At 64.8% G+C, this 12984-nt stretch carries 13 protein-coding genes; 4 read left to right on the top strand and 9 right to left on the bottom strand.

The features are described from left to right. Positions 1-56 precede the first annotated feature (56 nt). On the bottom strand, positions 57-818 hold the full coding sequence (gene ubiE / locus AMD14_RS03810; protein WP_011050451.1) for a bifunctional demethylmenaquinone methyltransferase/2-methoxy-6-polyprenyl-1,4-benzoquinol methylase UbiE: 762 nt from the start codon (positions 816-818) through the stop codon (positions 57-59). A gap of 87 nt (positions 819-905) precedes the next feature. On the opposite strand from ubiE, the gene AMD14_RS03805 reads away from it, so the two are divergent. The 4 genes from AMD14_RS03805 (at position 906) to AMD14_RS03790 (ending at position 4708) form a co-directional block, all read left to right on the top strand. Then, positions 906-2555: an MFS transporter gene (locus AMD14_RS03805; RefSeq protein ID WP_011050450.1), complete on the top strand. Its 1650-nt coding sequence runs from the start codon at positions 906-908 to the stop codon at positions 2553-2555. Next, the gene (locus tag AMD14_RS03800; RefSeq protein WP_011050449.1) at positions 2552-3640 is read left to right on the top strand and encodes an HlyD family secretion protein; all 1089 of its coding nucleotides are present in this window, start codon (positions 2552-2554) and stop codon (positions 3638-3640) included. Before AMD14_RS03805 ends, AMD14_RS03800 begins: the two co-directional genes overlap by 4 nt. Before the next feature lie 115 nt (positions 3641-3755). Continuing rightward, entirely contained in the window at positions 3756-4256 is a 501-nt protein-coding gene (locus AMD14_RS03795) for a GNAT family N-acetyltransferase (RefSeq protein WP_011050448.1), read from the top strand. Continuing rightward, positions 4253-4708 (top strand): nucleoside deaminase, encoded by a 456-nt coding sequence (locus AMD14_RS03790; RefSeq protein WP_003482760.1) that lies wholly within the window; start codon positions 4253-4255, stop codon positions 4706-4708. Before AMD14_RS03795 ends, AMD14_RS03790 begins: the two co-directional genes overlap by 4 nt. A 198-nt stretch (positions 4709-4906) precedes the next feature. Here the strand turns inward: AMD14_RS03790 and hslU are convergent, their stop codons facing one another. The 8 genes from hslU to AMD14_RS03750 all read right to left on the bottom strand — a co-directional run bounded on the left by hslU (position 4907) and on the right by AMD14_RS03750 (position 12917). Further along, positions 4907-6274 (bottom strand): ATP-dependent protease ATPase subunit HslU, encoded by a 1368-nt coding sequence (gene hslU, locus AMD14_RS03785; RefSeq protein WP_003482762.1) that lies wholly within the window; start codon positions 6272-6274, stop codon positions 4907-4909. A gap of 110 nt (positions 6275-6384) precedes the next feature. Further along, positions 6385-6936, bottom strand: coding sequence for an ATP-dependent protease subunit HslV (hslV, locus tag AMD14_RS03780; RefSeq protein ID WP_011050447.1), 552 nt, complete (start codon positions 6934-6936; stop codon positions 6385-6387). 196 nt (positions 6937-7132) lie between these two features. Then, on the bottom strand, positions 7133-8050 hold the full coding sequence (gene xerC, locus AMD14_RS03775; RefSeq protein ID WP_003482764.1) for a tyrosine recombinase XerC: 918 nt from the start codon (positions 8048-8050) through the stop codon (positions 7133-7135). 180 nt (positions 8051-8230) lie between these two features. Next, positions 8231-8902, bottom strand: a complete 672-nt coding sequence (locus tag AMD14_RS03770; RefSeq protein ID WP_003482765.1) for a DUF484 family protein — start codon at positions 8900-8902, stop codon at positions 8231-8233. Next, on the bottom strand, positions 8899-9753 hold the full coding sequence (gene dapF / locus AMD14_RS03765; protein WP_015462841.1) for a diaminopimelate epimerase: 855 nt from the start codon (positions 9751-9753) through the stop codon (positions 8899-8901). Before dapF ends, AMD14_RS03770 begins: the two co-directional genes overlap by 4 nt. After that, on the bottom strand, positions 9743-9991 hold the full coding sequence (gene lptM / locus AMD14_RS03760) for an LPS translocon maturation chaperone LptM (protein WP_011050444.1): 249 nt from the start codon (positions 9989-9991) through the stop codon (positions 9743-9745). Before lptM ends, dapF begins: the two co-directional genes overlap by 11 nt. A 56-nt stretch (positions 9992-10047) precedes the next feature. Next, entirely contained in the window at positions 10048-10446 is a 399-nt protein-coding gene (locus AMD14_RS03755; RefSeq protein ID WP_003482768.1) for a YbaN family protein, read from the bottom strand. A 362-nt stretch (positions 10447-10808) separates the two neighbouring features. Next, positions 10809-12917 (bottom strand): S9 family peptidase, encoded by a 2109-nt coding sequence (locus tag AMD14_RS03750; protein ID WP_015462840.1) that lies wholly within the window; start codon positions 12915-12917, stop codon positions 10809-10811. Positions 12918-12984: the final 67 nt, after the last annotated feature.

The following is a 12984-nucleotide window of genomic DNA, read 5'->3' as shown; positions in this document are numbered from 1 at the left end:
GGGCGAGCGCCAGCGCACGCTAAGCGCGCCGACACCAGCCGGCTCAAACGCCCTGCTTAGATCTTGTAGCCGGAGTGGATCGCCACGATGCCGCCGGTGAGGTTCTTGAAGTGGCAACGCGCAAACCCGGCCTCGCCCATCATGCCCTTGAGCGATTCCTGTGGCGGATGCTTGCGGATGCTTTCGGCCAGGTACTGGTAGCTATCGGCATCGCGCGCGAACAGCTGGCCCAGCCTGGGCAGGATCTTGAACGAGTGGAAGTCGTAGATCGGCTTGAACCAGTCGGCGGTGACTTCGGAAAATTCCAGCACGCGCGCCTGTCCGCCCACCTTCAGCACGCGGTACATCTCGCGCAAGGCGGCGTCCTTGTCGGTGACGTTGCGCAGGCCGAAGGAAATGGTCAGCAGATCGAAACTCTGGTCCGGGAACGGCAGCGCTTCGGCGTTGCATTGCACGTAGTCGAAACCGGACACCAAGCCGCGGTTGGTCAGCCGGTCGCGGCCCACCGACAGCATGCCGGCATTGATGTCGCCCAGCACCACGGCCCCTTCGTTGCCCACCCGCTCCTTGAGCAGCACGGCGATGTCGCCGGTGCCGCCGGCCAGGTCCAGCACGCGGTCGCCTGGCTTCACCTGCGCGGTCGCCACGAAGTAGCGTTTCCATGCGCGGTGCACGCCCAGGCTCATCAGATCGTTCATCAGGTCGTAATTGCGGGCGACCGAGGTGAACACTTCACCGACCAGCTTCTGCTTGTCCTTGGCAGCGACATCGCGAAAGCCGAAATGGGTAGTACCGGAGGTATAGGGGGATTCGCTCATGGGCGGATTATCGCACCGCTGACGCCACCATGACCGCAACCGGACCACAATCGCGTTTTCACCTCCGACCGGCCCTGCGAGCATTCAGTGCGCGACAAGTACGTCCAGCGCGACTGGCAGCCCCATGAGCGGCCCACCCTGCCGGGGTCGGCCTCCACCCCCCTGCACCCTACCCGGCGGCGGATCCAGTACGGCCTGGTGGGCGTGGTGGTGGCGCTCACCGGCGGGCTGAGCAATGCCCTGGTCACCGCCAACCTGACCTATCTGCAAGGCACCTTGGGCGCCTATGCCACCGAAATGGCCTGGCTGCCGGCCGCCTACGTGATGACCAACATGTCGGCGAACCTGCTGCTGGTAAAGTTTCGCCAGCAGTTCGGGCTGCGCCGGTTCACCGAAATCTTCCTGGCGCTGTACGCGCTCATCGCCTTCGCGCATCTGTTCGTGCACAGCCTGAGCTCGGCGATCACCGTGCGCGCCGCGCATGGCTTGGTGGGCGCCGCGCTCAGCTCGCTGGGCCTGTACTACGTGATCCAGGCATTTCCAACGAAATACCGGCTCAAGGCCGTGGTGCTGGGCCTGGGCATGACCCAACTGGCGTTGCCGCTGGCGCGGGTGTTTTCCACCGACCTGCTGGAATTTGGCGAGTGGCAAGGCCTGTACCTGTTCGAGTGCGGGCTGGCGGTGTTCGCGCTGGCCTGCGTGCTGGCGCTCAAGTTACCGCCGAGCGACCGGTATCGCGTGTTCGAGCCGCTGGATTTCCTCACCTTCAGTCTGTTCGCCGCAGGCGCCGCCGGCATGGCCGCGGTGCTCTCGCTCGGGCGCCTGCTGTGGTGGACCAGTACGCCGTGGCTGGGCGTGGTGCTGGCCGCATCCATCGTGCTGCTGTGCACGGCGGCCTGGATCGAACACAACCGCCGCAATCCGATGATCAACACGCGCTGGCTGGCCAGTGCGGACATGTTGCGGCTGGGGCTGGCGATTCTGTTGATCCGGCTGGTGCTGTCCGAACAAAGCACCGGCGCCATCGGCTTCTTCCAGACGCTGGGCCTGGCCAACACGCAACTGCAGACCCTGTTCGCGCTGATGCTGCTGGGCGCAGTGGTCGGCGTGGCGGCCAGCGCGTGGCTGATCAACCCGGCGCGGGTTGCCGAACATCTGATCATCGCGGTGGCGGCCATCTGTACCGGCTGCTTCATGGATGCCGATGCCACCAGCCTCACCCGCCCCGAGCAGATGTATGCGAGCCAGTTCCTGCTCGCCTTCGGCAGCACGTTCTTCATCGGCCCGGCGATGGTGGCCGGCATCGGCCGGGTGATCGCGCAGCCGGGCAACCTGATCAGTTTCATCGTGCTGTTCGGCATGGCGCAAAACATGGGCGGCCTGCTCGGCAGCGCCCTGCTCGGCACCGTGCAGGTGGTGCGCGAGAAATACCATTCCAGCCAGTTGGTGGAACATCTGGTGCTGACCGACCCGCAGGTGGCCGCGCGCGTGCAGGCCTATGCAAGCCTGTATGGCCGCAGCATCGGCGACCCGGCACTGCGTCAGGCCCAAGGCGTGCGCACGCTGGGCACCGTCGCCACGCGCGAGGCCAATGTGCTGGCGTACAACGACGTGTTCCTGTTGATCGGCTGCATCGCCATCGCCACCGGCGTGTGGATCCTGTCCGTGCTGGTGTGGCGCCGCTATCTGCGGCCCTCGGTATCGCCCTCCCCTCCTGCTCCCACTGCGCGCCCATGAATACACCAGCAGATTCCTCCCCGCCTGCCGACCGGCAACGTCGTCGGCGTCGCCGTCTCGCCGGGGTCATTGGCTTCGGCGGGCTCGCCCTGATCGGCGTGGCGCTGGTGCTATATGCCTGGCGGTTGCCGCCGTTCGTCAGTGCGATCGAACGCACCGAAAATGCGATGGTGCACGGTCAGATCACCGTGATTGCGCCGCAGGTGAGCGGCTATGTCACGCAGGTGCCGGTGCAGGACTTTGCGCACGTCAAGCGCGGCCAGCTGCTGGCACGCATCGACGACCGCATCTATGCCCAGCAACTCGAACAGGCCAAGGCGCAAGTGCAGACCGCGCAGGCCAACCTCGCCAACTGGGATCAACAACGGCATAGCGCCGAAGCGACGATTGCCGAGCAACGCGCGGCGCTGAGCAGCAACCAGGCACAACGCGACCGCACCCGTTCGGCCTATGCACGGACGCAGCAGCTGGCCAGCCAGCAACTGGTCTCCGAACAGGACCGCGACACCGCATTCGCCGCGCGCGCGCAGGCCGAGGCCGGCGTGGCGCAGGCACGTGCCGCAGTGCAGGCCGCCGAAGAAAACGCGCGCGGCGTGACCGTCAACCGCGCCGCGTTGGAAGCCGCGGTTGCCAACGCGCAGGCCGCCGTGCAGCTGGCACGGATCAACCTGGACAACACGCGCATCCTGGCCCCGCGCGATGGCCAGCTCGGTCAGCTTGGCGTGCGCCAGGGCGCCTACGTCACCAACGGCACGCAGCTGATGTCGCTGGTGCCGGACACGCTGTGGATCGTGGCCAATTTCAAGGAAACCCAGATGGCCCGGATCCGGATCGGCCAGCGCGCCAGCTTCACCGTGGATGCACTGGACAATGCGCGTCTGCATGGCCGCGTGCAGGACATTTCGCCGGCTGCCGGCTCCGAATTCAGCGTGCTGCCGGCCGATAACGCCACCGGCAACTTCGTCAAGATTGCCCAGCGCATTCCGCTGCGCATCAGCGTCGACCCGGACCAGCCGCTGGCGCCGCGGCTGCGGCCGGGCATGTCGGTGGTGGTGGCCGTCGATACCGACAGCGCGGTCGACTAGGCACAACCTGCCCCCGAGCGTGGGCAGCAATGCCGTCGCACGCAGGCGGGTCGGCCAGTACCCCCACCGGCATGACGTCGCAGCTCAACCGCGGCACAGCCGCTATCATGCAGTGATGCCCACCCTGCCTCTTCCTTTCCTGCGCTGGCAGCACCTGCGGTTTGCGCAACTGAGCACCATGCAGCTGTATGCGCTGCTGCGGCTGCGCACGGATGTGTTTGTGGTGGAGCAGCAATGCGCCTATCCCGAACTGGATGGCAAAGATACCGATCCCGCCGTGCTGCATGTGCTGGGTATCGCCAATGACGCCGCGTTGGCGGCTTACCTGCGCGTGCTGCCCCCAGGCTTGAGTTATTCCGAACCGAGCATCGGCCGTGTGGTTGTCGCTGCTGCATTTCGTGGCACTGGACTGGCGCATGCGCTGTTGCGCGAAGGCATCGGGTTGGTGCACGCGCAGTGGCCGGGTTGCGCGATCCAGCTCGGTGCGCAGGCGCACCTGCAATCGTTCTACGCGACGCACGGATTTGCACCTGCTTCCGCACCGTACCTGGAAGACGGCATTCCCCATCTCGACATGCTGCGCCCTGCCGGCGCGGCCCCTTTGGAGTTCGCATGATCACCACTCCCGATTACCGCGCGTTGCTGGACACCGCCATTGCCGAGGCCCGCCAGGGCCTGGCCGAAGGCGGCATCCCGATCGGCGCGGCGCTGTATCACAACGACGGGCGCCTGCTTGGCTGCGGCCATAATCGCCGCGTGCAGGAAAACGATCCCTCGGTACACGGGGAGACCGACGCGTTTCGCAAGGCCGGACGCCAGCGCCGCTACAAGGACACCATCATGGTCACCACGCTGGCGCCGTGCTGGTACTGCAGCGGGCTGGTGCGCCAGTTCAACATCGGCACCGTGGTGGTCGGCGAATCGGTCACGTTCCAGGGCGGCATCGCATGGTTGCGCGAGCACGGCGTCAACGTGATCGATCTGCAGAGCCAGGAATGCATCGATCTGCTCGGTGGCTATATTTCCGCCAACCCGGATGTGTGGAACGAAGATATTGGCGAGGACTGAGGTCAGCTAAAGCACCACGGCATTGCCGCACCATCACAGGCCGCGGGCAATGCCGCTGCGCAGCGGCCGTTGCGTTGCCCGATACCACAATGCCGATCATTGCCAAAGCCCGCCTCGTCCGTCGTGCATGCTGCAAACAAAAAGACCCGCCATTGGCGGGTCTGTTCCATCCCACGCGCAGGTTGCCGTGCAACGTCGTCAGAGGATGTAGCGGCTCAGGTCCGGATCCTGTACCAGCTCACCCAGCTGCGCATCCACATAGGCGGCGTCCACGGTCACGCTCTGCCCATCGCGATCGGGCGCTTCGTAGCTCAACACATCGAGCAAACGCTCCAACACGGTGTGCAGGCGACGGGCGCCGATATTCTCCTGGCGCTCGTTGACCTGCGCGGCAATCTCGGCAAGCCGATCCACCGCATCGGACGCAAACGTCAACGCCACACCTTCGGTCTGCAACAGGGCTTCGTACTGCTTGATCAAGGCGGCCTTGGGCTCGGTGAGGATGCGGACGAAATCGGCCTTGGTCAGCGCGGTCAGTTCCACACGGATCGGGAAGCGGCCCTGCAGCTCCGGGATCAGATCGCTGGGCTTGGCCAGGTGAAACGCGCCTGATGCAATGAACAGGATGTGGTCGGTCTTGACCGTGCCGTACTTGGTGGACACGTTGGAGCCTTCCACCAGCGGCAACAGATCGCGCTGCACGCCTTCGCGACTGACATCGCCACCGCTGGAGCCGGCTTCGCCGCGCTTGGCCACCTTGTCGATCTCATCGATGAACACGATGCCGTGCTGCTCGCACGCTTCGATGGCCGCGGTGCGCACATCGTCTTCGTTGACCAATTTGCCCGCTTCTTCTTCGATCAACAGCGGGCGCGCTGCCTTGATGGTGAGCTTGCGCTTCTGGGATTTGCCGCTGCCCAGATTGGAAAACATCTGGCGCAGTTGCTGGCCCATTTCTTCCATGCCCGGCGGGGTCATGATGTCCATGCTGGCGTTCACCGCCACTTCCAGTTCGATCTCGCGCTCGTCCAGCTCGCCGTTGCGCAGCATGCGACGGAACTTGATGCGGGTGTCGTTATCTTGCGAGGAGGGCTCGTTGCGCGCCGCTTCCGGATCAAACCCGATACCGGTCGCGCGACGTGGCAGCAATGCGTCCAGGATGCGGTCTTCGGCACGCTCTTCGGCCTGGTTGCGCACGCGCACCTTGGCCTGCTCGCGATACAGCTTGACGGCGGTATCGGCCAGGTCGCGGATGATCTGCTCCACATCCTTGCCCACATACCCCACTTCGGTGAAGCGCGTGGCTTCGACCTTGACGAACGGCGCGTTGGCCAGTGTCGCCAGGCGCCGTGCGATCTCGGTCTTGCCCACACCGGTAGGGCCGATCATCAGGATGTTCTTGGGCATCACTTCGTTGCGCAGTTCTTCCGGCAACTGCATGCGGCGCCAGCGGTTACGCAGCGCGATGGCAACCGCGCGCTTGGCGTCGTGCTGACCAACGATATGACGGTCGAGCTCCTGCACGATTTCGCGCGGAGTCATGGTGGCGGTATCGATATTAGGCATTAGGGAATCGAGAATTGGGAAAGGGGAATCGCAAAAGCAAACATCAAGAGCCTATGGCGTCGAAGTGGGGACGAAACCGCTGTTGCGATTCCCGATTCCCCACTCCCGATTCACAGCTCTTCGACCACCACGTTGCGATTGGTATAGATGCAGATATCGCCGGCGATATTGATCGCTTCGGCGGCAATGGTCTTGGCATCCAGTTGCGTGTGCGCCAGCAGCGCGCGCGCAGCCGACAAGGCGTACGAGCCACCCGAGCCGATGGCGATGATGCCGTCTTCCGGTTCGACCACATCGCCGGTGCCGCTGATGATCAGCGAGGTTTCTTTATCGGCCACGGCCAGCAGCGCTTCGAGCTTGCCCAGCCGGCGCTCGGTGCGCCAATCCTTGGCCAGTTCCACTGCAGCGCGCGTCAGTTGGCCATGCTTGTCGAGCTTGGCTTCGAACAATTCGAACAAGGTGAACGCATCGGCTGCCGCACCGGCGAAACCGGCCAGCACCTGACCCTCGCGCCCGAGCCGACGCACCTTGCGTGCATTGCCCTTCATGACCGTATGGCCAAGGGTGACCTGGCCATCGCCGGCGACGGCGACATGCCCACCACGTCGAACCGAAATGATGGTGGTGGCGTGAACGATGTTGGGGTTCTGGCTAGGGTCCATGGATCCTCCGGGGGTTTCCAAGGAGGTGGGGACGCCCCTGCCGGGTTCAAGCACGCTGCGACCAGTCGCCGCAGGCTGGTGTGGCAGCGCTCACTTGCGAGACGGCAACACGTTTGCACGCGACATGCAGACCGACCTGCGGCAGTGAACTGCAGGAGTCGATGACGCCGGCTGCCGGCTGCTTACAGCTTAGCGCTCACTCTGCAGCTTTCTTGCGCCTGGCACGCGGATGCGCAGCATCGTAGACCTTGGCCAAGTGTTGGAAATCCAGATGCGTGTAGATCTGGGTGGTGGCGATGTCCGAATGGCCCAGCAACTCCTGCACGCCGCGCAGATCGCCGGACGATTCCAGGATATGGCTGGCGAAACTGTGGCGCAGCATATGCGGATGCACGTCCTTGAACATGCCCTGACGCACGGCAAGTTGCTTGATGCGGATCTGCACCGCACGTTGCGAAATCGCACCGCCGGCACGGCCAGGGAAGACGTGGCTGTCGGCGCTTGCACCACTGTCGCGCCGCCATTCGCGCAAGGCGGCGATCGCGTGCGAGCCCACCGGCACCAGGCGCTGCTTGCTGCCTTTGCCGAGCACCATCACCAGGCCGCTGTCCAGGTCCAGGTCGCGCCAGCGTAATGCGCATAACTCGCTCAGGCGCAGCCCGGACGAGTAGAACACTTCCAGCAGCGCACGATCGCGCAGGCCTAGTGGCGCATCGGTCGGCACTTCCACCAGACGCACTGCTTCGTCGGCGTCCAGCACCTGCGGCAACTTGCGCGGCGCCTTGGGCGCACGCAGCGCCGCCGCCGGGCTGGCCGAAATGCGGCCACGCTTGAGCAACCAGGCGTAATAACTGCGGCATGCCGACAGACGGCGCTGCAGGCTCTTTGCCGACAGCCCGCGCCGATGTTCTGCCGCAACGAATTGCCGCAAGTGCGCGCTATCGAACTGTGCAGTCTCGGCAGGCACTGCAGCGTCCTGCACGCCATCGTCTGTCTTCTGCTCAGACGCCCAGACGACCAGGGCAGCAAGGTCGCGCCGATACGCGTCCAGCGTGTGCGCCGATACTTGCCGCTCGACCTGCAGGTACGTCAGGAACTCATCGACCGATGACACGTCAGCGCCTCCGATATCGCGGCGTGACTGCCGTCATCTGCAACATGCGCGCGAACGCGCGCCCTGCAGGTGCAGACAACCCGGATAGTCGACTGCCACCACCTCGCCCTCCCCGCTGCGGAAGCAGCGCCATCGCCAACGACCCCATGTCGCCAACGTCGATGGACGCAGCCATCGGCCTCACACGTCGAAGCGTTGCAACGCCACGCTCAGCGATTCGCCCATCATGCGCAGGAACAGCGTGCCCATGCCGGGATAGAACCGGTTGGCATCGCTGCTCCCCACTGCGATCAGGCCGATGCCCGGCAGCGGCAGCAACGCGGTGGATTGCACCTGCCCCGCCTGTGCGCCGTAAAGCAGCGCGTGTTTTTCAGCCTGCAGGCGGCCGCAGATGGGCTCGCCATCGTTGAGGCAATCGCGGAACGGCGCCAGCCGCGCATCGTCGATTGCGATGATCTGCAGCCAGTCCGCATCCAGCGCATCGATGGGTTTGAGCAACACCAGCCGCACCAGTTCGCCGTTGAAATCTTCTGCCAGCGAGGCGGCCATGGCCTTGAGCGTGTCGGCCGCGCTGGTCTGGCGCATCAACGCAAGCGTGAGTTGATGGGTGCGTACTGCCAGCCGCTCGTTTTCCTGCGCGTTGCTGCCCAGCTCGTGCAGGCGGCGCGACAGTTCGCGGTTCTTGTCGCGTAGTACTTCCAGCTGGTAGGTGGCCAACGAGGCGGTGGGGCCGTCGTCGCGCGGCACCAGCAAGCTCACCGCCAGATCCGGGAACTGCTTGAGGAAGGTGGGGTGACGTCGCAACCACGTGGCCACCTCGTGCGCGCCGAATTTATCCGTGTTCTCGCTCATCGGTTCCACTCTCCATCGAAGACGAACACAGCCGGGCCGGACATCACCACCTGCTCCTGGTCGCCGGGCCAACGAATGCGTAACTCGCCACCGGGCAAGGACACCTGCACATCGCGCTCGACACGGCCGCGCTGCATCAACACCGCCGCAGCCGCACAGGCGCCACTTCCGCAGGCCAGCGTTTCGCCAACGCCGCGCTCGAACACGCGCAGGCGCACATGCACGGGGTCGACCACCTGCGCGAAACCCACATTGACCGAATCGGGAAACGCAGCGTTTTGCTGCAGCAGCGCGCCCACGCGTTCCACCGGCGCTGCATCGACGCGACCGACCTCGACCACCGCGTGCGGGTTGCCCATCGACACCGCACCAAAGCGCACGGTCTCGCCGTGCACCGGCAGCGCATATTCGTCGCGTGCATGCGCAAACCCGGCCAGCGGAATCTGGGTGGGCTCGAACTGCGGGACGCCCATCGCCACCGCGTAGCGGTCGCCGTCGAGGCGCTCGACCGCGTGCGCGGTCGCCGGACTGTCGATGATGAAGCGCTCCCCCTGGGCGGTGCCGTCGCGCACCAGCCACGCGGCGACACAACGTGCGCCATTGCCGCATTGGCGCGCGGCCGAGCCATCGGAATTCCAGATGCCGTAGGCTGCCGCGGCGCCTTCGCTGCGCGGCGCCTCGATGGTCAGGATCTGATCACAGCCAATTCCGAAGTGGCGGTCGGCCAACTGCGCTGCCAGTGCGGCATCCGGTGGTGGCGTACCGTCGCGCAGGTCCAGCACCACGAAATCGTTGCCGGCGCCATGCATTTTGGTGAAACGCAGACGCCCGCTGCGACCGTCAGCGCTCATTGCCGCTGCTAGCGGGCTGGTCGGTGGTGGATGCAGGCTTGGTGTCGCCATCCACCGGCGCAGGCGTGGACTCGTCCAGCGGTTGCGACGCATCCGCCGGCTGCGGCACCGGCTGGGCTTCCACCGGCACCGGCTTCTGCGGCATCACCAGCGGGCCCTTGTTGCCGCAGGCGGCAAGCAGGACAAAGGTCGCACCAACCAGTGCGAGACGAACAGACGGTCGGGACATAATGCTCATGGGCCGAAGTATAGCCAGAACACCGTTATGGCCGTGCGCTCAATGGCCCGCTGCGTTCAGTGCGCGCCGGGCAGAGGGCGCGGCGGCGGCTCGGGGCGCAACCACAGCCAGATCGCTACCACGGCCATGCTGCCGATCGACAGGCACTTGACCCAGAACACCGGCACGCACCACAGCATGATCGCGGCGCAGACCGTCATGGTCAGCGTCGCCATCCACTTGGCCTTGCGGCTGACCGCACGGTAGGTCTGCCATTCCACGATCGCCGGGCCGAAGCGCGGATGCGACAGCAGCCAGTTATGCAGGCGTTCGGAGCCGTGCGAAGCCGCCCAGGCAGAGATCAGGATGAAGACCGTCGTCGGCAGCCCCGGGACGAAGATCCCGACAATGCCGGTGGCCAGGCTGGCGTAGGCCAGCAACCACCAGGCCCAGCGGAATCGAGTCGGTCGCGTCATGCGCAAATGATACGGCCAGCGCTGCGGTTTGGTGAGTCGGCCCTGCAGCGGTGATTGTGTCGCCGCAGGAGGGCGCGCTGTCCGCAGCGGGCGGCGTGCAGCGCGCTGGTCGCCAGCGGTGACAAGGCGCCCAGCCTCGCTGCGGTCAGACACGCAGCCCAATATGCAGCGACGCCGGACTACGCTACCCGGCTCGCTTCAGGGCGAGGCGGCGAATGCGACGCGCCGATAAGGACAGGCGAAGGCGGGGAGCGGACGATGGAGGGAGGCTAGCCATCGCATCCCAACGAGCAGCCAGCTCCAGCCCAAGCCATCCGCTGCAACCAATCCCAGATCCCGACTCCCAAATCCCGACCCTCCAGCTACTTCACGCCCAGCTGATCCAGCACGAACGCATACGACTCGGCCAGCTCGCGGTAGCGGCGGAAGCGTCCGGATTTGCCGCCATGCCCGGCTTCCATATTGGTACGGAACACGATCGGCTGGGTGCCGGTGTTGTCGTCGCGCAGCTTGGCCACCCACTTGGCCGGCTCCCAGTACTGCACCTGCGAATCCCACAGGCCGGTGCCCACGAACAGCGCCGGGTACGCCTGCTTGCGCACGTTGTCGTACGGCGAGTACGACAGCATGTACGCGTAATAGTCCTGGGTTTCCGGGTTGCCCCACTCGTCGTATTCGTTGGTGGTGAGCGGAATGCTGGCGTCGAGCATGGTGGTGACCACATCGACGAACGGCACCTGCGCGACCATCACGCGATAGTCCTGCGGCGCCATGTTGGCCACCGCGCCCATCAGCAGGCCGCCGGCGCTACCACCGGATGCGGCAACGCGGTCCTTGGCGGCGTACCCCTGGGTGACCAGACCGCGGGTGACATCGATAAAGTCATTGAAGGTGTTTTTCTTGTGCAGCAGCTTGCCATCGTCGTACCACTGGCGCCCCATTTCCTGGCCGCCGCGGATGTGCGCGATGGCATACACCACACCGCGGTCCAGCAGGCTGATCGCCGGCAGATTGAATGCCGGGTCCATCGACATGCCGTAACTGCCGTACGCATATTGAAACAGCGCTGCGCTGCCGTCCTTCTTGAAGCCCTTTTTGTACACCAGCGACACCGGCACCTTGACCCCGTCGCGCGCGGTCACCCACACGCGTTCGGTCACGTATTTGCTGGCGTCGTAGCCGATCACCGGTTGTTGCTTGAGCAACCTGCGCTCGCCGGTCTGCGTATTGAGCTCGTAGGTGGTCCCCGGCGTGGTCAACGAGGTGTAGCTGTAGCGCAGCCAGGCGGTATCCGGCTCGGAGTTGACGGATAGACCCATCGAATACGCCGGTTCGTCGGCCTTGACGTACTCATGGCTGCCATCGCGCTTGAGCAAGCGCACACGCTCCAGTCCGCCGGAACGCTCTTCGATGGCGGTGAATCCATCGAACAATTCGAAGTCTTCGATGTAGACGTTGTCGTCGTGCGCTACCCAGTCGGTCCAATGCGTGCGTGTGGTCGCATCGGTGGGCGCAGTGACCAGCTTGAAGTTCCTGGCGTTGTCGGCATTGGTGCGAATCACCCAGCGGCCATCGAAATGCTCGGCGTGGTATTCCACATCGCGCTCGCGCCTGGCCAGCACCTTGAAGGCGTCCGGCTTGGCGGCCAGCGCATAGCGGGTTTCCGAAGAGACCGTGCTTTCCATCTCGATGGTGATGTACTTGTCGTCGCGCGTGCGGCCGATGCCCATGTAGAAGCTGTCGTCCTTCTCTTCGTACACCAGCGCATCGTCCCTGGACGGCGTGCCCAGCACGTGCTTTTTCACGCGCACGGTGAGCAGCGTTTCCGGATCGTTTTCGATATAGAACAGCGTCTTGTTGTCGTCGGCCCACACCACATTGGCCGAGACGCCCTCCACCGTGTCCGGATAGAGTTCGCCGGTCTCCAGGTTCTTGAAGCGGATGGTGTATTGACGGCGGCCAACGGCATCGTCGGCCCAGGCGAGGATGCGATTGTCCTGGCTCACCGCGGCATCGCCCACGCTGAAGTAGCCCTTGCCCTGCGCCATCTGGTTGACGTCGAGCAGGATCTCCTCCGGCGCCTCCATGCTGCCCTTGCGGCGCGCCTGGATCGGATAATCCTTGCCGGTTTCGAACCGCGTGTAATACCAATAGCCGCGCTCGCGATACGGCACGCTGGCATCGTCCTGCTTGATGCGCCCGACGATCTCGGTATACAGCGCTTCTTCCAGGGGTTTCAGCGGCGCCATCACCTTGTCGGTGTAGGCATTCTCGGCGTTGAGATACGCCAGCATCGCCTTGTCTTGGCGCTTGTCGTCGCGCAACCAGTAATAGTCGTCGTTACGGGTCGCGCCGAACGGCGCCTTGACCACATGCGGGTGCTTGGCAACGTCTGGCGGCGACGGAAGGGCGGCGAAGGCAGGGACAGTGGTCATCAGGCTGGCGATCAGAACAGTGAGAACGGGCTTCATCAGATTGGGGTCCATTGGATGAACGCAATGCCATCCCAGCACCCGAGTGTGGAAGAGCCTTCTGTCG

Source organism: Xanthomonas citri pv. citri (assembly GCF_000961215.1).
In the GTDB taxonomy this organism is placed as follows: domain Bacteria; phylum Pseudomonadota; class Gammaproteobacteria; order Xanthomonadales; family Xanthomonadaceae; genus Xanthomonas; species Xanthomonas cissicola.
This window is presented reverse-complemented; position numbering and strand designations above follow the sequence as displayed.